Below are 22,887 nucleotides of genomic sequence, written 5' to 3'. Positions count from 1 at the left end.
GCTAACCGCTTGGCCATTTATATTCGTTAATGCCGAGTTATTTTTTACCTAAGGTGCCCACAGCAAAACGGCGAATAATTGAGCGCACCATCAACACGGCTTGCCCAAGTTCGCTGCTGTTATGTAACGATTTTTGTGATGACTCTTTAGTGATTTCGGCTGAATCAGCAATATCAATAATTTGTTGATTAATGTGCTCAGCGACCGCACTTTGTTGTTCAACAGCAGCAGACATATCTAACGTCAATTGAGTAATTTGCTCGACTGATTGATTAATCGATGCCAATGCGTTTCTCGTTTTATCGACAATTTCAACGCCTTTGCTCGCCGCCATTTCACCTTTAATAGACACTTGCACCGCGTTTTCAGCCCGCTTGGTTAACACGTTGACTATACCGTGAATTTTATCTGTAGACTCACGTGTTTTTAACGCCAATGAGCGCACTTCATCAGCCACCACACTAAAACCTCGTCCCTGTTCACCCGCCCTGGCGGCCTCAATTGCAGCATTAAGGGCAAGTAAATTGGTTTGGTCAGCAATACTAGAGATTAAACTGGCAGCTTGCCCAATCTCAATCGTTGACTCTGAAAGCTCACGGACGGTTGTAGCAATGTCGGCAACAGATAAATTTAACTCATCAATAGAATGCTTTGCTTGATCGGCAAGCTTAGCGCCTTCGCTAACATTATCTAAAGCATCTTTGGCACTTTCGGCATTGCGCTCAACATTGGTTGACACCTCTTGGATCGCTGTCGACATTTGGGTAATCGCTGACGCAATTTGCTGTGTTGACACACTTTGAAGCGAAACGGCTTTTGCGGTGGATTCCGCTTCAACTTGCGTATGCTCAACTATGCCATCTAATGACTTGGCTGCATCTTCAATACGTGTCATTGCGGTGCGGCAACGCGCAACCTCACAACCAAGGGCTAATTTAGCCTGAGCTTTAGCGCCAAAGTCGGCAAAATACGTTTCAGCAACCGTTAAATCGCTAAAAGATTCTGGATTAAGTTTGACCACTTCAAACCAATCCTGCTGCTGTTTATAACCTAACCAAGCTGTACTTAGTATTAGGGTTAATAAGCCTAAAGCACCCGCACTATCTCCCCAAAATGCCATTAATATGCCAGATAAAATCAACATTGGCAGCCAGGCTGGGAGTAGCTTAATAGCATGGTGAGCTAGCTTTGCAGATAAAGGTCGTGGTGCTTTTTGAGCTCTAATTCGTGCATAAGCGGCTTCGGCTCGAGCGATTTCTGAAGGTAGAGCGACCACCCTAACCGACTCGTAACCAACCACTTTGTTGTGTTCAAATACCGGCGTAACAAATGCACTTACCCAGTAATGATCACCATTTTTACGTCTATTTTTTACTAGCCCCATCCACACCTTACCGCTAGAGATACACTTCCACATGCCGTTAAATACATCACTTGGCATATCTGGATGACGCACAAGATTATGCGGTTTACCGATTAATTCATCTCTGTCAAAACCGCTAACCTCAACAAAAGCATCGTTACAATAGGTTATATGTCCGCGTAAATCTGTCCCAGAAATAAGACGTGTATTTTCATCAAAGTGAAATTGTTTTTGGGTGACGGGTTGATTATTGCGCATAGGCACTGACTTCCTTGTCTTTAAATATTGTGAAGGATTAATCCTTTGTCATCGATAATAAAGCACGTAAAGCATCATTAGATGATACAAAAGACTATATCGAAAAGCTTAATTAACGATTAATAATATAGCGTGAATACAGATAAATGTATAACCTTACATTTATTAGGTTTAAATATAGTATCTATCTGAATTTTTACAAATAACCAGCTGAGTTTATACCGAATGACAAACGATAAGAGCCTACTTAACTTAAGCTTTTAAGAGGCGAATAAATGACGCAGAGGTTATCTAGAGTTATGCCGTTCAGCACAAAAATGTGATCATTTTTACAGGTTAACATCGCTTATAATTTCGTTAGAAATGTTGAAGGTAAAACAACGAACTCGCTGCAATTTCAGCCTTATTCTAAGCAATTTTTCTTACGCAATCTTATACCATTTCCATTAATTATATGACCAATCAGAGTCGCTCAGACAGTTCAGTTTGAGGCGCAGTGTTGAAATAATGGTATTAACGCTTTTTACTACCCTAAAAAAATGGCGCGGAATACGATTCCACGCCATTTGAGTCACAATCATTCACAGCGATAACTCAAGCTATGCATATTCCTGCATAAAATCATCGAGATTATCGTTGATAATTTCAATCTCATCGCCACTAAATTGGGCAATGTGGAACAAGGCTTCACCTTCATTTGTCACAGGTATATTACTGTTACCGATAATAATCCCGTCACTTGGCGCTAACAATGCATAAGGCTCACCGCCCAATGGATTGACTATGTTTGCCAGTACTTGGCCTTTCGATACGCGCTCACCGAGTTTAAGTTTAATATTAACTAAACCGTCCGCTTCACTGCGTACCCAATAACTGCGGCTGGCATTAACTGATGCTGTCGGTTTTATTTTACCTTTAAGCATGCCAATGCATCGCATCACATTTAATACACCATTTAAACCGGATTTAATCGACAGCTCGCTAAAGCGTAAAGCTTCACCTGCCTCGTATAAAATACACGGGATTTCGAGGCTATTTGCATAACCACGCATCGAACCATCACGCGCTTTTGATGACATCACCACCGGTGCGCCAAAAGCATTTGCCATCGCTAGCATGGTTTCATCGTCTGTATCACAACGAATTTGCGGTAAGTTTTCACGATGAATAGCACCTGTGTGCAAATCAACAATATGCGTTGCACGCTTTACCAGCATACTGCTGAACAAATGTGCTAAACGACTGGCTAAAGCACCTTTAGCAGACCCAGGAAAGCAGCGATTTAAATCACGGCGATCAGGCAGGTAACGTGATTGCTGGATAAAACCAAACACATTCACAATCGGTACCACTAATAAGGTGCCGGTTAAGGTTTTAGCATTCACACGACCGAGCAAACGTCGACATATCTCAATGCCATTTAACTCATCACCATGAATGGCCGCGCACACAAGCAACGTAGGCCCAGGTTTTGTGCCGTGAAATACTTCAACATGCAAATCCATTGGTGTGTCGTTATACAGTTTTGCAGCAGGCAGCTTGACACTTAATTGTGTCCCAGCGGTAACAGATACATCACCAATAACAAACGGTTCGTGCTTTTTTGCCATTAACCGACTCCTTTGGTTTTTGCGCTAGTAGGCTTAACATTTTTTTCGATAAATTGAATGATCTTCTCTGCAACATCAATCCCAGTTGCTTTTTCGATACCTTCAAGGCCAGGAGAAGAGTTCACTTCCATTACTAACGGGCCATGTTTAGAACGTAAAATGTCAACACCGGCAACATTTAAGCCCATTGTTTTCGCAGCCCTAAGCGCTGTAGAGCGCTCTTCTGGCGTTAACTTAACAATGCTGGCTGAACCACCACGGTGTAAATTAGAGCGAAACTCACCCGGTAATGCTTGGCGTTTCATTGCTGCAATCACGCGATCGCCAATCACAAAACAACGAATGTCTGCACCACCTGCTTCAGCAATATATTCTTGCACCATGATGTTGGCTTTTAAGCCCATAAACGCTTCAATAACTGACTCTGCCGCTTTACGCGTTTCAGCAAGCACTACACCGATCCCTTGAGTTCCTTCAAGCAGTTTAATGACACAAGGCGCACCGCCCACCATGTCCAATAAATCTGGCACATCTGCTGGTTGGTTAGCAAAGCCCGTTATTGGCAAACCTATACTTTTACGAGATAAAAGCTGTAACGAACGTAATTTATCGCGTGAACGAGTAATGGCAACGGATTCGTTTAATGGGTGTGTTCCCATCATCTCAAATTGGCGTAAAACGGCTGTACCATAAAACGTGACCGAGGCACCAATACGCGGAATAACTGCATCAAATTTTGGCAGCTCTTCACCGCGAACATGGATGCTAGGCGCGTTCATATTGATGTTCATGTAACACTTTAGTGGGTCAACAATTTTAACTTCATGACCACGTGCTTCAGCCGCTTCTTTAAGTCGACTTGTTGAATAAAGATTGCGATTTCTCGACATAATGGCGATTTGCATTTTGCTATTCTCCTGCTAAATATGACTCTGCTGAATTTACCAAAAAACGCCCTTCTAATGCGCGCCGGCCAAGCAACATTCTGAATGTCATGTTGTCTCTGTTTGTTAAGGTCAGTTCGATATCGAATTGTTGGTCACCGATAATAATCGGCGTTTTTATCACGTAGCGGTTAGTCACATGTCCGCCGGAGTCACTTACAGCTCGGCGATCAAATACAGGGAATTCGCACACTACTTCACGATCAGAATCTTGCTCCGGATGAAGCCAGACTCGAACCCACTTTTGTTTATTTTTTTGAAACGGTTTAATTTTAAATGCGTGCAAACAAGACGTTTTTGCGCCAGTATCCACTTTGATTTTGACTCTTTCGTTGCCAATTTCAGGAAAAGTGCCCCACTCTCGCCAACCCACTATTCCGAGGGAGTGTTCAGTCATGGTCGATCCTTTCTTGTAGAGGAATTTTCATTCCAGAGTGTAATCTATCCATAAAATCTATTTATGATTATGTAATACCAATCAGTACAAGAATGTGATCATTCTTACTGGTTAACATCGCTTACAAGGTTGCTAGACATTTTCAAGGTAGAACAACTAGTTAGCTGCAACCCCTACCTTAATTCTAAGCGATTTCCCTACGTAACCTCTGATAACTTATTTATCCTGATTGGTATCTTGTGATATCGCCAAACTGTGACTTTATTGCCATCAATGTGACCTTGTTCAATGTATTCTAGTCAAGATATAGACTAATAACCGATGGTTTTAGTCGTCAGCCAGTCACTCTCAGTACACTAACATGTTAATCCGGAAAATGTTGTGTCATTGTGAATGAATGCGATTTAGGGAAGATACAAACAAGATGCTTGATAAAAAACAAAATAACAAGACTGGGATAAAACAACCTTTAAAGCAATTTTAACACAAAAATGCTATTTATATCAAACTAACATTGAACACCAACAAAAATTAAAGCTTTAACTCAGTAGGTTACAAAAAAAACACACCATATCCAAAGCGACAAAAAGGTGACTTAACTTTAAAAATATACTTTAAAACACTAACGAAAAAATATAAAAGGTTAAATAACACTCATATCAAAATCTGTTGGTGTGTATATAATAGTACAGGTTATTTTAGACCCAAATGATCATAAAAATGACAGGTTCTTTATCATAACGTAAATGATAAACAGGACCGATTTACGATATCATTGATATACCCAAACCTAAGTCGTATTTCACATTGCCACATGGACATGTGCCTCATAAACCCAAAACACGCTCACGGTTATCATTTAGGATTAACGATATAAAAGGTATTACCATGTTTAGCTCTCATAGCTTTCATTTTTTACAACAACTGGCCACTCATAATGACAGGGAATGGTTTAAAGCTAATCAAACCGATTATGAAGATAATGTTCGTACTCCAGCGCTACAATTTATTGACGCAATGCAAGGGCCTATTTTAGCCTTATCACCTCGATTTACAGCCATTCCTAAAAAGGTCGGTGGTAGCTTAATGCGTCCACAACGTGATAGCCGTTTTAGTAAAGATAAAACCCCATATAAAACCAATGTAGGCATTCAGTTTAGGCATTTCCAAGCAAAAGATGTTCATGCCCCTGGGTTTTATGTGCATATAGCCAATGATGAATGTTTTATTGCCGCGGGTATTTGGCACCCTGAATCTAAAGCGCTTAATGCGATAAGGCATTGTATCGATGAAAACCCAAACAGCTACAAAAAAGCCTTGGCGACGTTAAAGCAAGCTGGGTTTGAATTAACGGGCGACAGTTTACTCAGGCCGCCACGGGGATTTGATAGCCAGCATCCACTAATTGATGAGCTTAAACGTAAAGATTTTATCGCAATCAAGCCCATCACCATTGAGCAAGTGTGTAGCGAGCATTTTGTCGAATTTTGCAGTAAAGAGTTTGAACATACTCGTTCATTAATGGCTTATCTGTGCTTTGCACTGTCTTTAGATTTTTAACGCAAACAACATATTTAGCAGTAAAAACTAACTCCGCTGACCTATGCGGTTTTCGCCTCAAGGCATGGTAAACTAGCGCCATATTGCATTAAGTTGCACCAATATTTTTGCTATTTCGCCACATCAGGTTATTTAATGAGTCAAACACATTCTGCTAAACCCTTTCTGTCAGTATTTAATGACAGCATTGTTATTGAGGCCAGTACTCCCGCACAAAAACGTGCACTGAGTTATGCCACCACGATAGAAATGCTGTTTAACCAGGTCATGAGCACCAAAATGCCGGCTGATAGAATTATTGGCCAATATTTTCGTGAACATAAAAAGCACGGTTCAAAAGATAGACGAGTGATCCGCGAAACGTTATTTGGATTATTTCGTTGGTGGGGTTGGCTGAAACAATTGCAAGCACCACAACCTCACGTAACTTGGTTTAGACAGTTAACGGCTTGTGCTGCACTTGAGCAGCATACATGGCAAGATATTACTCAAGCATGGGACACGATAGCCGCATGGACGCCAACAGAAGTACCGCCTACAAACAGCGACAGTATTAATGACAAACTCGCGTTATTTATGTCGTTATCTGGTCTAACCGATTGTCAACTTAGCGATTTACTGCCCAGCTGGTTTTGGCAAACCTGCCCGGTTTCACCAGCAGAACAACTCGCTGTAGTTGAAGCAATGACCAGTCGCCCGCCAATTTGGGCTCGTGTACAGAGCATAAAGACTGCCACTGCCATTGCGCAACTGAATAACGCCGGTGTTGACGCCGTGGCCAGTCAATACTTTACTGACGCCATAAGTCTGGGCAATAAGAGCATCAACCTCAATGAGATTGAAACTTATAAGCAAGGTCATCTTGAAATTCAAGATCTTGCCTCTCAAGTTATTGGCCAAGTTTGCCAACCTAATGCTGATGAACGATGGTGGGATGCGTGCAGTGGCGCCGGTGGTAAAACCTTACAATTACGCTCGTTAATGCTACAACAACACCCACAAAGCAGTGGCAGCATTATTGCCTCAGACATTCGCCATAAGCCTTTAGAAGAACTGAACAAACGAGCAAGCCGTGCGGGCTTTAACAACATTAGTGTTGCGCCATGGAAATCAGATGCCCTACCCGTTAATGCCAACATGTTTGACGGTGTGTTAGTTGATGCGCCGTGCAGTTGCACAGGCACTTGGCGACGCAATCCAGATATGCGCTGGTTAGATGATGCAAGCGCGGTGAGTGATAAACCAACGCTGCAATTAGATATTTTAACCCGCAGTGCTAAGGCGGTGAAATCAGGTGGGCAATTAGTGTATGCAACGTGTTCATTGTCACCAAGTGAAAATGAACACGTTGTTGAGGCGTTTTTAGCGCAAACTAATGAATTCGAATTAGTACCTGTGATCCACCCATTTACAGGTGGATCGTGCAGCATGCTTACCATTTGGCCGCAAGTTGCAGATAGTGATGGGATGTTTGTCGCTAAAATGCGCCGAAAATAAAATCTAATTAATTCAATGCCCTATGAGTTAACACAACAATTACCGCTTAATCATAAGCAAGAACGCCATCTAATTAGATGGCGTTTTTGTTTAAGTTTAAATCGTTGTAATAATTCATTACTTTCGATGCAATCTTAAAATTAATTCAGCTTCTGCCTTGGGTAGCTCGCACTCTTGCATTAACTCTTCAACCCCTGCGCCAAGCCCAACCATTTTAACCGCCCGAGAATAAAGTTTAGCTTGAGGGTCTTGCTGACTGGCTTCTTCAATCATATCAGACTGCTGAGATAGTTTTTTTTCTAACTCAACAACTCGACGGCCAACACCAATAGTACCACTGCGAAGCTCATGCAACTCACGCTTTACGGCTTCACGCTGACGATCGCTCTCTTTAACCAGTACCGTTAATGCGTCAACTTTGGTCTTTAACTTACGTGATTGTTTTTGAAGATAAAGCACTAAACCTAGGCAAGCTACTACGTACACTAGAGCTGCAATTAAAAATTCATCACCCATCAATATACCTATTTTGCCAAAACATAGAGCAAAACAAAAAAGCCAACATATCAGAGTTGGCTTTTGGATTACAACGTCTGTTTTAGAGTTGCGTTAACTCAACCCACTCGTCGTCTGACAACAACTTATCTAGGTCGACTAAAATCAATAATTCATTATCTCGATTACTCACGCCTTGAATAAACTTCGCGCTTTCTTCGGTACCGACATTGGGTGCATTATCAATTTCTGAGCGACGTAAATAAACCACTTCAGCAACGCTATCTACCAAAATACCAATCACTTGTTTTTCAGCTTCGATGATAACAATTCGAGTTGAGTCGTCAAGTTCAGCAGATTGCAGGCCAAAACGTGAGCGAGTATCAATCACAGTAACCACGTTGCCACGAAGGTTAATAATACCGAGTACGTAATCAGGCGCGCCCGGTACTGGAGCTATTTCGGTATAACGCAATACTTCTTGTACCTGCATAACATTTATACCGTAGGTTTCATGGTCTAACTTAAATGTTACCCATTGTAAAACCGCATCGTCTTTACCCGCAGCAACCGCTGCTACACTTCTAGAATCGCTCATAGTTAACCTCGGTCAATCGAATCCTGACAACCTAAACCTGCATCAAGCATTTCAATTAATGCTTGTACATGCAAAATGCCACACATTTGTTGTTTTACTACCCCAGCAAGCCATGGACGCTTACCCGGTTTTTCACGCCAGTTGACGTGTGATTTATCTATTTTAACGGCATTAACCAATGACTCACAGGTTAATCCCCAAGCACTGTTTTCTAGCATAACAAGATATTGATAATTTACTGATTGCGCCAGCTCTGGTGTGTATTTTTCTGGCATAACCCAGGCGCAGGTATCAACAACATTAATTTTTGTGTCACGATGAGTTTGCACACCTTTAAACCACGATGGACGGCCTATAAGGTGATTAATTTTCTCTATCTTTATGATGCCACCTAAACTCACTAATGGCACGGCTAAAGTTAAGCCCGCCACATTAAAAAACAATACTTGAAACTCATCATCTAACACTTCTTGCAAATTTTGAGTAATGCTAGGTGGAGTTGCCCCTGTTTGTTGTAATTGGTGAGCCGCTTTTTCTTCAGCAATCTTATCATGTTTAATAATAGCGTCTTTTAGCTCAGCTAGCGCACTATTGTCAGTTTTTATATCGACTAACGATTTGATTTCTTTATTTGTTAAGGTGTTTTTTTGTAAAGGCGTGTCGTCAACGTTAGGTTGAACACTAACAGAAGCCTCAGTTTCACTGATCGCTATGCGAACTCGCTCTGCACTTGCCTTTATTTGCTTTTGAATGTCATTATCTTTATTTGCATGTGAAACTGCAGATAATAACTTTTCAAGGGCTAACTTATCTACTTGAGTGTTTGGTTCGGCAAAGCGTCGAGGCGCCTCAACTTTTGATTGCGCAGTTTGAGACACCAATGACGAAGAAGACTGGCCAACAAGGGTTGTATCCTTAATAGGCGAAGTGTCCTTTACGGCTTGGGCTGTTTTTGATTCTAATATCGGCTTAGTATCAGCTTCAATAACAGGTTTTGTTGGCGGTTCCTGTAATAAAAGACTGAAATAATCAAAAACAGTTTCATCAACCGATTTTGACATGAGCAAACTCCCGAGCACATAAAAAATCAAGTAGACGATTATAAGCTTTAACTCCACGACTAGTCGCAGAATAATGTGATGCCGGTAGGTGAGCTAAGCTGGCATCTCTAAATTTAGTATCCACTGGGATCACATCATTAGGCCACAAAGTTTGGCCGTATTTATCTTGTAAGAACTGCAAAGCAATGGGTGATGCTTTCGTCCGTTTATCGTACATGGTTGGTAATACCGTGTAACTGTAACGTGTTTTTTTAGAACGTCCCATGATCTCCATGGTTTTAACCATTCTCTCAAGGCCTTTAATCGCCAAAAATTCGGTTTGCACTGGAATAATAATATGTTGGCTAGCAGCTAATGCATTAACCATGAGAACACCCAGTACTGGAGGACAATCAATGATTGCCACATCGTACTTGTCTTCAACTAGTGCCAATAAATTACGTAACACTAACCCCATGCCTTCTTGATGCCCTAATGAGCGGTCAAGTGTCGCCAAAGCCATATTAGCCGGTATGATGTCTAGACCTTCAATTTGAGTAGGAATGACATTTTGCATGATCAATTCTTGTGTCAACGCCTGATGATTAACAAAAATATCATAAAGCGAGCTTGGCACTTCTTCAGAGTCAATACCCAAATAGTAACCCAATGAAGCGTGAGGATCGGTATCTATCATTAACACTCGTTGACCACGTTTAACGATAGCTCCCGCTAAACTGGCAACTGTGGTCGTTTTACCTACTCCACCTTTTTGATTTGCAACTGTCCATACTTTCAAAAATAGCCTCTCAACTTATCATTATCTAATGTAATGCTCATTGTTGTTTTTGCTGTTTGTCATCACGGGTTGTAACTCTAATACCGCCATTTGGTAGGCTGATGACCTTAACGCCCTGAGCATTCTCTGACACTATCACTTCTTGAGTTGGCGGTGTCTGTGAACGGTTAACACTCTCTGGTGTTTTTGCGGTGTCAGTTTCGATAGCACCTGGGCCAATTAACACGCTGCGCGCCTCATCTTTTGCGGTTTGGTTTATCATAGCCTGGGTTTGTTCTGGATGCGTTAACAACCAATTAGCAATATTTTCAGCTTGTTCTTCAGGTACCATCAAGAGCACTTGCGATGCTTTTAAGTGTTCAATTTCTTTTGTAAGCACGGCCATTTTACGCTGCGAGTCAAGATATAAACTGCCTAAAACGACAATGGCAATAACACACAAAAACAAGCCTAACATTAGCTTAGTCGTTAATGACGTCGACGAATTAGCCACGACTGGTTTCTTTTAATATCGCATCGGCCATGTTTTCAAGCGCAATTGAATGCGCAGCAAGCCCTGCAGATGCCACTGCTTGTGGCATACCGTAAACAACACAACTGGCTTCGTCTTGAGCCCAAATAGTGGCTCCAGCGGACTTAAGCATTCTGGCACCTTCTCTGCCATCTGCCCCCATCCCTGTTAATACGACAGCCAATACATCACCACCAAAAGCTTTAGATGCCGACGCAAAGGTAATATCAACCGACGGCTTGTAATTCATGTCACTCGTGCCTGCAACAACTTTTAAACGCCCAGTCATTCCTGCACGTTCAAGCATTAGCTGCATTCCACCAGGTGCAAGATAGGCACAACCAGCTCGTAACACATCACCATTTTGTGCTTCTTTAACTTCAATTTTGCATAGGGTATTTAAGCGTGCAGCAAACGCTGGGGTAAAAGCCGCTGGCATATGCTGAATAAGTACTATGGGGTGCGGGTAATTTGCTGGAAATGCCGTCAATACTTTTTGCAGTGCCACCGGTCCGCCTGTGGAGGTCCCAATAAGTAGTACTTTGTATTGTTTACCACTGGCTCTGATAGTTGATAATGATTGGGCCGCCGGCGCAGGCTGGCGCTCGAGCGTAGAATTTAACTGGCTGCGAGTAGGCAATGACGATCCAGCTTGCGTTAAAGAACCACTATTAAGCCTTGAACTTAATGGACGGTGCGGTTCTCTTAGACTACTTTGTGATAAGCTGGCAGGACGCCGCGAGTCCAGAGTGTTAGTTGACACAGGGCTTGGTCGATATACCCGTCTTTTCCCCAACGCTTTTATGCGCTGCTGAAGCAAACTTATCGCATCATCTTTGTTGGTAGCGATGTCTTCAAAACGTTTAGGCAAAAAGTCGAGAGCGCCAGCTTCTAGCGCGTCGAGTGTTGCTTTAGCACCATCATGGGTTAGCGAAGAAAACATCAAAATGGGCGTAGGATTGCTCGCCATAATCTCACGCACAGCACTAATACCGTCCATAACCGGCATCTCGATATCCATCGTGATCACTTGAGGTTTAAATTTTGCAGCCATATCAATCGCTTCTTTGCCATTAACAGCAACAGCAACAACTTCGAGCTCAGGATCTTGGTTAACAATTTCACTGACTCGTCGTCGAAAAAAGCTAGAATCGTCTACAACTAATACTTTTATGGCCATTGAATTCCTTAAATAATGGAACTTTTATTATTTTTTATTTTTGGCGTAATGTTTAAGTAGCCCAGGAATATCAAGAATCAATGCAATGCCACCATCTGAAGTGATAGTTGCACCTGCCATACCTGGCGTTCCTTGCAGCATAGTGCCTAACGGCTTAATCACCACTTCTTCTTGGCCGATGAGCGCATCAACCACAAAACCAATTTGCATTGTACCTAGCTGCACAATCACAACATGACCATGTTTTTTATCGCCATGCTTAAACTTGGTTTTTTTAATATGTAACCAATGCTCGAGATAAAACAATGGCACGGCTTTATTACGGAAAATAACGGTTAACTGACCATCAACAATATTGGTTTTACTTAGGTCCAGATTAAATATTTCATTGACACTTGATAACGGCAATGCAAAGACTTGTTTAGAAACGTCAACCATTAATGTTGGCATGATGGCTAGCGTTAACGGCACTTTAATTTCAAGAATAGTGCCTTTGCCTTTCATCGAGTCGATATGAACAGTACCATTTAGCTGGTTAATGCGGGTTTTAACCACATCCATACCCACTCCGCGGCCTGAAATATCTGAAATTTCAACTTTGGTGGAAAAACCTGGCGCAAAAATCAAATTATACGCTTCGTTATCTGTCATTCTTGCAGCAGAATCTTCGTCTAGTACGCCACGAGAAATAGCAATTTGCTTTAGCTTCTCTGGGTCCATACCAGCGCCATCATCCTCAATTTTGAGAAGGATATGGTCACCTTCTTGACTTGCAGAGAGTGTGATGGTTCCTGAGCGTGGCTTACCATTGGCTTCACGAGTGATTGGCATTTCAATACCGTGGTCAACTGAGTTACGCACTAAGTGGACAAGTGGATCAGCCAGCGCCTCAACTAAGTTTTTATCAAGATCGGTTTCTTCACCAATCATGACTAAATCAATTTCTTTGTTTAACGTTCGTGCTAGATCGCGCACAACCCTCGGGAAACGGCCAAATACTTTCTTAATTGGCTGCATACGGGTTTTCATTACCGCACCTTGCAAATCAGCAGTAACAAGATCAAGGTTAGCAAGCGCTTTAGACATTTCTTCGTCTTCGCGAGTAATACCAAGGCTCACTAAACGGTTACGTACCAATACTAATTCCCCGACCATATTCATAATTTGATCAAGGCGTGCAGTATCAACGCGAACTGTGGTTTCACCTTGCGGTACTGCATTGGCTTTAGCTGGCGCGGGTGCAGGAGCTTTATCTTGAACAGCATCAACTTTAGGTGCGGGGGCCGCAACAGGTTTAACCACTGGCGCTGGGGGAGTCGGTTTTGGCGTTTCGGTCGCTTTAGGTGGTACGGGCTCTGCCGCTCTGGCAGCAGTAGGTTTTGCAGCAGATGGTGTAGACACCGCTACAGGTGCACCGCCTTTTCCATGTAACTCATCAAGTAAGCGTTCAAACTCATCGTCGGTAATTTCGTCTGAATCAACCAAGGGTTCAACAATGGGTTCTGCTGGTTTTACTTTTTCGGCAACCGATTCTGTTTTCGCTTTAAACGATCCAGAACCATGCAGCTCATCAAGTAAGGCTTCGAATTCATCATCGGTAATTTCATCACTACTTGTCGAAGATGAAGAGGCTGATTTAGGCGCTGAAGTGTCTTTATTTTCTGAAGGGCTTTGTGCAGATGTAGGGCTTTTACCACTGCCGTGCAAAGCATCGAGTAGTGCTTCAAATTCTGACTCGTCAATTTCATCAATACCGGCCGAATTGGATGAAGCGGCGACCTCAGGGCTGATATCTTCTACGTATTCAGGTTCAATATTATCTGCAACGTCTTCAATGATTTCTGGCTCAGGGGCGGACTCGCCCATTTCAGATGGCAAAGGAGCACCGGAGCTTAATAGTTTTAGTTTTGCAAGCAAGTCTGAGTCAGCAGGATCTTGTTGTTGTCCCTGTTGAGTTTGAGCAAACATGGTATTAATTGCATCAACAGCCTGCAAAATAATATCCATTAACTCGGCATTGACACTGCGTTTACCTGTACGTAAAAGATCAAAGGTGTTTTCAGCTTCGTGACAAACATCAACCATTGGTGTCAGACTTAAAAATCCAGCACCACCTTTTACAGTATGAAATCCACGGAAAATGGCATTTAGTAAATCACTGTCATCAGGATTATTTTCAAGAGCGACTAACTGCTCCTGTAGAAGCTCTAAAATCTCGCCAGCTTCAATTAAAAAGTCCTGGAGTATCTCTTCATCAACATCAAAGGACATTAAATTGACTCCTAATTAGAAACCCAGACTTGATAGCAGATCATCAACTTCATCCTGACCCGTGACCACGTCTTCGCGTAATTCAGCGTTCATGATTGGGCCTTCTGCCTCTATCTTATTATCTTTAATCGTAGGTAATGATTCAGCTGTATGCTCACCAAACACGGTCAACATCGACACTAAACTATTTTCGACTTCACGCACTAGTTCAATCACGCGGCGGATCATCTGGCCGGTTAAATCCTGGAAATCTTGTGCCATTAATATCTGATTGAGCAATTCACGAAGACGGTTTGAGTCATGCTCACTGTTAGACATAAATTGCTGAACATCGTGGCAAAGTGACTTAAATTCACCAAGCTCAATATCACGACGCATCAATTTGTCCCACATCGGTGTTACAGACTGAATATTGCTTATAATGGTATCGGCCAAAGGCAAACATTCTTCAACCGCATCCATGGTTTTATTAGCAGCTTGCTCGGTCATATCAATGACGTAGTTCAATCTTTCTTTAGCGTCCGGAATTTCGGTGTTGGCTAATTCAGATAAACGATTATCGATTTGAAAATCTTTGAGGGCGCTGTGTAATTGGCGAGTGAGCTTACCCACTTCTTCAAACAACTCGCGTTGTAGTGGAGAAGCGAGCTCTCTAATTATGTCGTCAGCTTTATCTTGCTCTCCCGCCGATAGCAGTTCAACAAGTTGCTGGGCCTGTTCGAGAGTGATTAACCCCGATAATGATGCCTGCATGACTTATCCTTGCTTATCCGAGACGTTCAAAGATTTTATCTAACTTTTCTTTTAACGTGGCGGCGGTAAAAGGTTTTACAACATATCCATTCACACCGGCTTGGGCTGCCGCAATGATTTGTTCGCGCTTAGCTTCAGCGGTCACCATCAAAACAGGTAGGTGTTTAAGTGAATCATCTGCACGGATAGCTTTGAGTAAATCAATACCCTGCATTCCAGGCATGTTCCAGTCGGTTACAACAAAGTCAAAGTCACCTTTTTGTAACATAGGTAGGGCTGTTGAGCCATCATCTGCTTCTTGGGTATTATTAAATCCCAAGTCTCGCAACAAGTTCTTAATGATACGTCTCATTGTTGAAAAATCGTCAACAATAAGAATCTTCATATTCTTGTCCAAGGTTTCCTCCGGTGAGCTGACACTCGTTTGCTCTATAATTAGTTATTATTCTTGTGTCCAATGCTTGAGCTTGGCTTTTAGTCTGAGCATGGCCTGACTTAATATCTGGCTCACTCGTGACTCGCTTACCTCAAGGATGGCACCAATTTCTTTTAAGTTTAGCGCTTCGTCATAATATAACGACAGCACTAAAGCATCTCTTTCTGGCAAGGTTTTGATTGCTTCAACCAGTGCAGATTGGAATTGAGTCTCAGCAAGAGAATCAAATGCTTCATCTGGGGATTCGTCGTTTGTGGTTAACACATCCTGAGAAACACCAAGATCTTCTATGCCTATGATTTTACCGACAGAAACATCATTTAAGATATGATGGTACTCATCGAGAGACATATCAAGTTTTTCAGCAATTTCTGTGTCTCGTGCATCGCGCCCTAGCAGTTGTTCTAGTTCGTCAATAACTTGGGCTACACGGCGATTATTACGATGAACTGAGCGTGGAACCCAGTCACCGCGGCGAATTTCATCTATCATTGCGCCACGAATACGAATGCCAGCAAAGGTTTCAAATTTAGCCCCTTTGCTGCCATCAAATTTTGATGACGCTTCAAGAAGCCCCATCATACCTGCTTGTAATAAATCATCCAGTTGCACTGATGCGGGCAGCCTTGCCAACATGTGATGAGCAATTCTTTTCACCAACGGTGCATACTGTTCAACAATCGATGTTTTATTATCGAACTGAGTATACGCTGCGGCTTTATTCACTCGCTCTCCCCTCTTCAACGGGCTTACGTTGCACTAAACGTTCAACAAAAAACTCTAAATGTCCACCGGGTTGCTGTGGTACAGGCCAAGTCATAATTTTATTGGCCAATCCATGATAAGCAATCGCTGAAGGTGACTTAGGGAAAGCTTCAACAACTAATTTTTGCTTACGAATAGCTTTGCGTAAATTTTCATCAAAAGGAACGGTAGCAACAAGCTCTAACGCCACATCTAAAAATCTATCCGTCACTTTACTGAGTTTAGCAAATAATTCCATGCCTTCGCGTAAACTGCGCACCATATTTGCCACAATTTTGAAGTGGAACACACCGTGCTCACGACTTAAAATTTTAATCAATGCATACGCATCGGTTATCGATGTAGGTTCATCACACACAACGATTAATACATCTTGTGAGGCACGAGAGAAGCTCAGCACCATATCAGAAATACCCGCTGCAGTATCAACAATTAATATGTCAAACTGAGTGCGCATTTCACTAAATGCACGTATTAAGCCCGCATGTTGTGCCTGAGTCAACTCAACCATGGCTTGAGTGCCTGACGTCGCGGGCACAATACCAATGCCTTTAGGTCCTCGAACAATAATATCATCGAGTTCAGCATCACCAGACAATACATGAGATAAATTTTTCTCAGCACGGATCCCTAGCATCACATCAACGTTGGCTAAACCTAAGTCAGCATCAAGCACAAGTACACGTTTGCCTTTTTCGGCCAATGCAACTGCGGTATTAATGGACACACTGGTTTTACCTACCCCGCCTTTACCACCGGATACGGCAATTACTTTAACTTTATCGTTATTTGGTTGATTCATCATACGTAAACCACTTGCTTGATCCCGAGTCATATCTTTACTCAAATGCATAGGCAGTGTCATTTGACCATGCCGTGTCTTGTGACGTTGGTTGTTCTGTTTCGTTTAATGCTGCTAGCGCTTGTTTGGCTAATGCTAATGTATCAGCCACTTTCATGTCTTCTGGCACACGTTGACCGTCGGTCACATAACTCAATGGTAACTCATTTTGAATCAATACGCTCAATGCACCTGCAATTGATACTGATTCATCTAATTTGGTCAAAATTGCGCCCGATAATGGAATACGTTTAAAGTGTTCAACCGCATCTTGCAGAACGCGACGTTGGCCAGTGGCAGACATCACTAAGTAACTGCGGATAGGGATCCTACTATTTGCTGTCAAATTATCAAGTTGTTGATATAGACGCATGTCACGTTGTCCCATACCAGCAGTATCAATTAACACTAGCTTGCGATTTCTAAATTGATACAAAATTTGTTCTAATTCACTTAAATCATGTGCTTGCTTAACAGGGCAGCCCATAATTTTACCATATGTTGCTAACTGCTCATATGCCCCAATACGATAATGATCGGTCGTGATTAATGCCACTTGCTCTGGGCCATGGTGTGCGGCAAAACGCGCGGCAATTTTGGCTAGCGAAGTGGTTTTACCCACACCCGTTGGACCAACAAAAGCAACCACACCACCCCGTTTAACAATATCATCACCTTGGTTATCTAGTAGGTTAGCTAAACTTTGCGGTAAGGCTCTTACTAAATCTGCTGGCGTATAATGTTGGCTTAACCCTGCTAGTTTAGCAGCAACTGCAGGAGAAAACTCAGCCGCCAGTAATTTACTTTCTAACATAGCTCCGACAGGATCTGAACGTTTTTTGTGATCCTTCATTAATGACGAGACTTGATGTGTTAGTAGGCTTCTCAACGATGCCATTTCTTCACGCAGTAAATCCAGCTCAGCTGATTGATTTTTATTCGTTTTATTTGACTTATCAACATGATTTGCAGTTGGAGCACTTTGCGTTGGCTTAGGCGTTTTCGCACCTTGTAATTGGCGCGCCCATTCAGGAAGTTCTGGCTCATCATGACGAGTTGCTGTCATTTGCTGAGTCATGCGGTTATGTTGTTTTTCAAGCAAGGCTTGTAATGAGTCTGCAGCTGGAGGCGGGCTGACTTTTGAATGTGCTTTGACAGCAGGTTTAGCCCCTAGCGATACTTTGTCTTCGCTTACATCCATAAAACTGTTTGTTGGCGCTTGTGAAGCAATTGCGGCTTTTGGCTCGTCATAATCAACTGCGGCAACGATTTCGATGCCGCCAGTCACTTTTTTATTCGACATAATGACAGCGTCAGACCCTAGAGTGTCTTTGACTTGTGCTAATGCTGCACGCATATCTTTGGCAAAAAATCGTTTAATTTTCACGTACGCACCTCTTTAAACTGACGTTATCACTATTGGCCGACTGCAGAAACAATTCTAATTTGCTTCTCATCAGGTATTTCTTGGTAAGAAATCACCCGTAAATTTGGAATAGTGTATTTAACAAATCGTGACAAAGTGGATCTTAGCATACCAGATGTCAATAATATGGCTGGTTGTCCTACCATTTCTTGTTTCTGTGCAGCGTCTAAAAGTGACTGCTGCATGCGTTCTGCAAGGCCTGGTTCAATGTTTGGCCCTTCTCCGCCTGTCGCCTGCATAGACTTATGCAACATCTGTTCCAACTCAGGCGCCAATGTTATGACAGGAATTTCCAGTTCAGGCCCAGAGATCTCCTGGACAATCATCCGTTTAAGCGCAATACGCACCGCGGCTGTCAATACCTCGGTATCATTGCTCTTATTGCCATACTCCAACAAGGTTTGCACTATTGTGCGCAAGTCACGTACCGACACCCCCTCGTTGAGTAAGTTTTGCATCACTTTAACCACAGAGCCTAATGGCATAATGTCAGGAATAAAGCCATCAACCAGCTTAGGAGAATGTTTAGCAAGCATATCCATAAGCTGTTGAACTTCTTCGTAGCCTAATAATTTAGCGGCATTGTTGCTCAGCAATTGGCTAATATGAGTCGCCACTACTGTAGCAGTGTCGACTACGGTATACCCTAATGTTTGAGCATGTTCACGTTGCTCAGGCGCAATCCACACAGCTTCTAAACCAAAAGCAGGATCGCGGGTTTCAATACCATCAAGTTTGCCATAAACCTGACCAGGGTTAATTGCCAATTCGCAATCATTCCTCACTTCAGCTTCACCAACCACAACCCCCATCAAAGAAATACGATAAGCATTGGGCGACAAATCTAGATTGTCACGAATGTGAACTGCTGGCACTAAAAAACCTAACTCTTGAGATAATTTTTTGCGTACACCTTTAATGCGGCCCAATAATTCACCGCCTTGTGATTTATCAACCAGCGGAATTAATCGGTAGCCAACTTCAAGCCCAATGGTGTCTACATGACGAACATCATCCCAGCTTAATTCTTTAGGTTCTTTGTCTTTGATTTCAGCAGGGCCTTTGGTTGCAACAGCTAACGCAGCCTGTTTTTTATCAATGTTCCGCTTATAAACAAAATATGCAGCACCTGCAGTAATAAAAGCGAAGGTTAAAAATGCCACATGAGGCATGCCAGGCACGATCCCCATGATAAACAATAAACCCGCGGCAATGGCTAATGACTTATGATTGTCAAACATCTGACTCATCATCATCTGACCCATGTCACCAGATTCATTTTGGCGCGTGACCATTAAGGCCGCAGCAATCGACAATAGCAAACCCGGTATTTGCGCAACCAGACCATCACCGATAGTTAACAAGGTATAAATTTCAACTGCACTCGAAAAATCAAGGTCGTGTTGCACTATCCCAATAACAAAACCACCTAAAATGTTGATCACTAGGATCATAATACCGGCAATAGCATCACCCTTAACAAACTTAGAGGCACCATCCATTGCACCGTAAAAGTCGGCTTCTCGGGTCACTTCAGCACGGCGAATACGCGCTTGATCTTGAGTCAATGTACCGGCATTTAAATCGGCATCAATGGCCATTTGCTTGCCTGGCATGGCATCTAGGGTAAAGCGGGCGCTCACCTCAGAAATACGCCCAGCACCTTTAGTGACAACAGCAAAGTTGATAATAATTAAAATCAAGAAGACCACTAAACCCACAGCATAGTTACCGCCAATGACCACTGAGCCAAAGGCCTCAATGACTTTACCAGCAGCGTCGCCGCCATTGTGTCCCTCAAGTAATACAATTCGAGTAGAGGCAACGTTAAGGGCTAACCGTAAGAGTGTCGCGACAAGTAGTACAGTTGGAAAAGCAGCAAAATCGAGTGGCCTGTCGGTGTAAATCGCAACGAGTAATACCACTAACGCTAACGCGATATTAAACGAAAATAGGATATCCAGTAGAAAAGGCGGAATAGGTAAAACAACCATACCTAAGGCAGCCAATACGAGCAAAGGCGTACCAATACCCTTAAACGTAGATGGTCTTATTTGTTTAAATTGCCCAAAAGCTGCTTTTGCATCCATAAAAGATGAACCCTTACTGTCAGTCTACGGCGTCAATGAACTAATAATTGACGCGAATAAACTGACAAAGCAAGAATCAAGCCACAAATAAATCCACTTGCAAGGCTAATATTTCAAATCATCTGGGATAGGTTGATTGTACGGAATAGGTTTGGGTTTACGCCCCTTACCTTTTTGATATTGCCTAAGTTGAAATACATAAGCGAGTACCTGAGCCACCGCAGTAAACAAGCCTTCGGGCACTTGCTGATCAATTTTAGTCGTATGGTAAATGGCTCGGGCAAGCGGTGGTGCAGAGACAATCGCGACGTTATGTTCACGGGCAATTTCACGTATTTTGAATGCGACATCGTCTACACCTTTGGCGACTAAAAATGGCGCAGATGAACGGGTAACATCATATTTTACTGCAACAGCATAATGCTCAGGGTTAACTACAATCACATCAGCTTTAGGAACCTCGGACATCATTCTGCGCTGCGCCATTTCATACTGCATTTGCCTGATACGGCTTTTTACTTCCGGTTTACCTTCAGTGTCTTTGTACTCGTCTTTGACTTCTTGTTTGGTCATTTTAAGCTGTTTATTGTGATTCCAGATCTGAAAAGGCACATCAATCACCACAATAAATAGCATAGAGCTGCACAGTAAGATAAACATCCACACCAAAAGATCTAACGCGTGATAAACATTACCGGGCAAGTGATCGTTAGATAACATCAAAATATCGTAAAAGTAGAAGCGCAATAAAAAATAAGCCGACAAGGCAACAACAGAAAATTTAGCAATGCCTTTGGTTAACTCAACGAGTGCTTGAGTACCAAACATACGTTTAAAGCCATTCATCGGGTTCATCTTGCTGCCTTTGGGCATAAAGGCTTTAACCGAAAACGACATACCACCCAACACAATATTGCCCAAAAAAGACACAAACGCCAACAAGGCTATAAAACTGAGCAGAGGCCAGGCAAGTTCGTTACCGACGACCCCCCAAACACGAAACATGGAGTTGGTATCAAATATTTGATCGCGCTCCATAGTGAATATTTGTTTCATCATGGTGTACAAACTGATGGCGATTGATGGTCCTGTCATGGCAAAACCCACCGATGCAGCAAGCAATACCGCTGCGGTGCCTAACTCTTTTGAGCGAGCGACTTGACCTTTCTCACGCGCCTGTTCAAGTCGTTTACTGGTGGGTTCTTCTGTGCGTTCTTGACTGCTGTCATTTTCGGCCATTTCCCCTCCTTAGAACACGATTGCTGCGTCGGTTTGACATTGAAGTAGTAACAAATCACACATTAACAACTGTGCCGCCTGCCAGACTTCATCAAAATGCGCCATGATGGGACCTAAGGTGAGCAACAAAATAAGCAAACCACTGACCATAGTTACAGGAAAACCAATAGAGAAAATATTAAGCTGAGGAGAGGCTCTAGTCATTACCCCAAACGAAAGGTTGATGAGTAGTAATGCAACAATCGCAGAGATAGACATGGTTAATGCCGACCCAAACATAAAACTGCCCCACTCTGCCAAAGCGCGATAATTGGCAATTGAAATACCCTGATTTGAAATCGGAATGGTTTCAAAACTGGCCACCAGCATTCTAAACATCAATAAATGGCCATCAACTGCCAAAAAAATTAAAGTAGCGAGTAATAAAAAGAAATTACTCACCACAGGAGTTTGCTCGCCAGAACCAGGGTCCACCATAGAAGCAAAACCTAAACTGGTTTGCATACCAATGATTTGTCCTGTTAACACAAATGTTTGCATTACCATTAACGTCACAAACCCCATCGATACACCAATAAGAATTTGCTGCGCAATCACAAAAACGGAACTAAAAGCGATAAGTTCAATGGCTGCAATGGGAGGTAACACTGGAGCGACAGCCATAGTAATGGCAACAGACAATAACAAGCGAACACGTGAAGGTGTAGTATTTGCCCCAAATACTGTCATCACCATTAACATTGATGAAATACGAAAAAACGGCAGAAGATAAGCTGCAATTGTTTGACTGATTTCATCAAACAAAATGTCCATA

At 42.6% G+C, this 22,887-nt stretch carries 21 protein-coding genes; 2 read left to right on the top strand and 19 right to left on the bottom strand.

What is annotated here, in order from left to right:
- Positions 1-37 precede the first annotated feature (37 nt).
- The 4 genes from K8B83_RS09295 to K8B83_RS09280 form a co-directional block, all read right to left on the bottom strand.
- Positions 38-1,621, bottom strand: a complete 1,584-nt coding sequence (locus K8B83_RS09295) for a methyl-accepting chemotaxis protein (RefSeq protein ID WP_223419707.1) — start codon at positions 1,619-1,621, stop codon at positions 38-40.
- A gap of 599 nt (positions 1,622-2,220) precedes the next feature.
- The gene (locus K8B83_RS09290) at positions 2,221-3,231 is read right to left on the bottom strand and encodes a succinylglutamate desuccinylase/aspartoacylase family protein (protein ID WP_188737153.1); all 1,011 of its coding nucleotides are present in this window, start codon (positions 3,229-3,231) and stop codon (positions 2,221-2,223) included.
- A complete protein-coding gene (gene rimK, locus K8B83_RS09285) occupies positions 3,231-4,136 on the bottom strand; it encodes a 30S ribosomal protein S6--L-glutamate ligase (protein ID WP_188737155.1) in 906 nt (301 codons plus the stop codon). The genes K8B83_RS09290 and rimK overlap by 1 nt, the downstream gene beginning before the upstream one ends.
- A gap of 4 nt (positions 4,137-4,140) precedes the next feature.
- A complete protein-coding gene (locus K8B83_RS09280) occupies positions 4,141-4,572 on the bottom strand; it encodes an ATP-dependent zinc protease family protein (RefSeq protein WP_223419705.1) in 432 nt (143 codons plus the stop codon).
- A gap of 888 nt (positions 4,573-5,460) precedes the next feature.
- Between K8B83_RS09280 and K8B83_RS09275 the strand changes: the two genes are divergently transcribed.
- On the top strand, positions 5,461-6,132 hold the full coding sequence (locus K8B83_RS09275) for a DUF2461 domain-containing protein (RefSeq protein ID WP_188737158.1): 672 nt from the start codon (positions 5,461-5,463) through the stop codon (positions 6,130-6,132).
- A 135-nt stretch (positions 6,133-6,267) separates the two neighbouring features.
- On the top strand, positions 6,268-7,629 hold the full coding sequence (locus tag K8B83_RS09270; RefSeq protein ID WP_223419702.1) for an RsmB/NOP family class I SAM-dependent RNA methyltransferase: 1,362 nt from the start codon (positions 6,268-6,270) through the stop codon (positions 7,627-7,629).
- Between the two features lie 117 nt (positions 7,630-7,746).
- On the opposite strand, the gene K8B83_RS09265 is transcribed toward K8B83_RS09270, so the two are convergent.
- The 15 genes from K8B83_RS09265 to fliR all read right to left on the bottom strand — a co-directional run bounded on the left by K8B83_RS09265 (position 7,747) and on the right by fliR (position 22,886).
- Positions 7,747-8,145: a DUF2802 domain-containing protein gene (locus K8B83_RS09265; protein WP_188737162.1), complete on the bottom strand. Its 399-nt coding sequence runs from the start codon at positions 8,143-8,145 to the stop codon at positions 7,747-7,749.
- 82 nt (positions 8,146-8,227) lie between these two features.
- Entirely contained in the window at positions 8,228-8,722 is a 495-nt protein-coding gene (locus tag K8B83_RS09260; protein ID WP_160054647.1) for a chemotaxis protein CheW, read from the bottom strand.
- A gap of 2 nt (positions 8,723-8,724) precedes the next feature.
- A complete protein-coding gene (locus K8B83_RS09255; RefSeq protein WP_223419700.1) occupies positions 8,725-9,783 on the bottom strand; it encodes a chemotaxis protein CheW in 1,059 nt (352 codons plus the stop codon).
- Entirely contained in the window at positions 9,767-10,561 is a 795-nt protein-coding gene (locus tag K8B83_RS09250; RefSeq protein WP_188737167.1) for a ParA family protein, read from the bottom strand. The genes K8B83_RS09255 and K8B83_RS09250 overlap by 17 nt, the downstream gene beginning before the upstream one ends.
- 37 nt (positions 10,562-10,598) lie before the next feature.
- Entirely contained in the window at positions 10,599-11,054 is a 456-nt protein-coding gene (locus tag K8B83_RS09245) for a membrane anchored protein in chemotaxis locus (protein WP_317846453.1), read from the bottom strand.
- Positions 11,047-12,252, bottom strand: a complete 1,206-nt coding sequence (locus K8B83_RS09240; protein ID WP_223419697.1) for a protein-glutamate methylesterase/protein-glutamine glutaminase — start codon at positions 12,250-12,252, stop codon at positions 11,047-11,049. The genes K8B83_RS09245 and K8B83_RS09240 overlap by 8 nt, the downstream gene beginning before the upstream one ends.
- A 27-nt stretch (positions 12,253-12,279) precedes the next feature.
- Positions 12,280-14,523, bottom strand: a complete 2,244-nt coding sequence (locus K8B83_RS09235; protein ID WP_223419695.1) for a chemotaxis protein CheA — start codon at positions 14,521-14,523, stop codon at positions 12,280-12,282.
- 15 nt (positions 14,524-14,538) lie between these two features.
- The gene (locus tag K8B83_RS09230; protein WP_188737174.1) at positions 14,539-15,276 is read right to left on the bottom strand and encodes a protein phosphatase CheZ; all 738 of its coding nucleotides are present in this window, start codon (positions 15,274-15,276) and stop codon (positions 14,539-14,541) included.
- 13 nt (positions 15,277-15,289) lie between these two features.
- Positions 15,290-15,673: a chemotaxis response regulator CheY gene (gene cheY / locus K8B83_RS09225; protein ID WP_115134899.1), complete on the bottom strand. Its 384-nt coding sequence runs from the start codon at positions 15,671-15,673 to the stop codon at positions 15,290-15,292.
- A gap of 45 nt (positions 15,674-15,718) precedes the next feature.
- Complete coding sequence (locus K8B83_RS09220; protein WP_188737176.1) at positions 15,719-16,438, bottom strand: RNA polymerase sigma factor FliA; 720 nt, start codon at positions 16,436-16,438, stop codon at positions 15,719-15,721.
- Entirely contained in the window at positions 16,431-17,312 is an 882-nt protein-coding gene (locus K8B83_RS09215; protein WP_223419693.1) for a MinD/ParA family protein, read from the bottom strand. The genes K8B83_RS09220 and K8B83_RS09215 overlap by 8 nt, the downstream gene beginning before the upstream one ends.
- A gap of 4 nt (positions 17,313-17,316) precedes the next feature.
- Positions 17,317-18,705 (bottom strand): flagellar biosynthesis protein FlhF, encoded by a 1,389-nt coding sequence (gene flhF, locus K8B83_RS09210; RefSeq protein WP_188737178.1) that lies wholly within the window; start codon positions 18,703-18,705, stop codon positions 17,317-17,319.
- 29 nt (positions 18,706-18,734) lie between these two features.
- Positions 18,735-20,834, bottom strand: coding sequence for a flagellar biosynthesis protein FlhA (gene flhA / locus K8B83_RS09205; protein WP_223419690.1), 2,100 nt, complete (start codon positions 20,832-20,834; stop codon positions 18,735-18,737).
- A 105-nt stretch (positions 20,835-20,939) separates the two neighbouring features.
- A complete protein-coding gene (flhB, locus tag K8B83_RS09200; RefSeq protein ID WP_188737182.1) occupies positions 20,940-22,073 on the bottom strand; it encodes a flagellar biosynthesis protein FlhB in 1,134 nt (377 codons plus the stop codon).
- Between the two features lie 9 nt (positions 22,074-22,082).
- Positions 22,083-22,886, bottom strand: a complete 804-nt coding sequence (gene fliR / locus K8B83_RS09195; protein ID WP_188737184.1) for a flagellar biosynthetic protein FliR — start codon at positions 22,884-22,886, stop codon at positions 22,083-22,085.
- Between the last annotated feature and the right edge of the window lies 1 nt (position 22,887).

Source organism: Shewanella inventionis, from assembly GCF_019931735.1.
Lineage (GTDB): Bacteria > Pseudomonadota > Gammaproteobacteria > Enterobacterales > Shewanellaceae > Shewanella > Shewanella inventionis.
The sequence above is the reverse complement of the archived record's forward strand: the minus strand, read 5'-3'. Positions and strand labels throughout refer to the sequence as shown.